The 876-nt window shown below is 70.4% G+C and carries 2 protein-coding genes; both read right to left on the bottom strand.

The window, feature by feature from the left end; genetic code table 11:
* On the bottom strand, positions 1–489 hold a 489-nt coding region (locus VM95_RS45395; RefSeq protein WP_045706031.1), incomplete at its 3' end, for a transglycosylase family protein.
* A gap of 102 nt (positions 490–591) precedes the next feature.
* Positions 592–876: FG-GAP repeat domain-containing protein (locus VM95_RS37735; protein WP_045706028.1), on the bottom strand; the 285-nt coding region annotated here is incomplete at its 5' end.

The raw sequence follows: 876 nt of genomic DNA, 5'->3' as shown, positions 1-876 counted from the left end.
TCCCGTCCAGACGAAGAGGTTGCCGGAGGAGTCCTTGGCGAACAGGTCGGAGACCTTGTCGCCGTTGTAGTTCCCGCCCACCGTCTGCGAGAAGTTCAGCGTCACGGACGGGCCGGGGAAGGGGTTCTGCGTATCCGTGCCGAGGCCGTTCGAGGCGCCGCACTGCGGCCAGGCGCTGGGGCCCTGTGCGGCCAGGACCTTCTCCGCGATCATGATCTGCTGGTTCTCGGTGGCCTGGTGGGGGTAGGCGGCGTACTGCTGGCCCCCGTAGGCGTTCCAGGTGCTGAGATCGAACTGCAGGCCGCCGTAGTAGCCGTTGCCCGTGTTGATGCTCCAGTCACCGCTGCTTTCGCACTGGGCGACCTTCTCCCAGGTGCTGACCGAGGCTGCGGCGGCACTGCCGGTGCCGGCCAGCGAGGCGACCAGGGCGGTGCAGACGGCCGCGGCCAGGGCCAGGGCGTGACGGTTCTTACGGGTGGTGAGACGCATGGGAATTCCGATCGTGGTCAGAGAGCGTGTGGGGAGTCGGGCAGCCGGCGCCCCGCGCGGGGCTTCAGCGCGGGGCGCCGGGGGCGGGCGGTGGCACGGCTGCTACCAGCCGGTGGTGACCTGGACCTTGGCCGCGAAGCCGCCCGCGCCGTTGCCGGCCCAGCGGTAGAGGGTGCCGGTGGTGTCGTCCCGGGCGATCAGGTCGGCGTGGCCGCTGCCGGTGAAGTCACCCGCGGTGGTCTGGGTGAAGTCCCAACCGCCGGTCAGCAGCTTCTTGGTGCTGAAGGCGCCGCCCGCGTTGCCGGTCCACAGGTAGAGGTTGCCGGAGGAGTCCCGGGCGACCAGGTCGGCTATGCCGTCGCCGTTGAAGTCGGCGGCCGTGGTCTG

This window comes from Streptomyces rubellomurinus, assembly GCF_000961885.1.
GTDB classification, from domain to species: Bacteria; Actinomycetota; Actinomycetes; order Streptomycetales; family Streptomycetaceae; genus Kitasatospora; species Kitasatospora rubellomurina.
The sequence above is the reverse complement of the archived record's forward strand: the minus strand, read 5'-3'. Positions and strand labels throughout refer to the sequence as shown.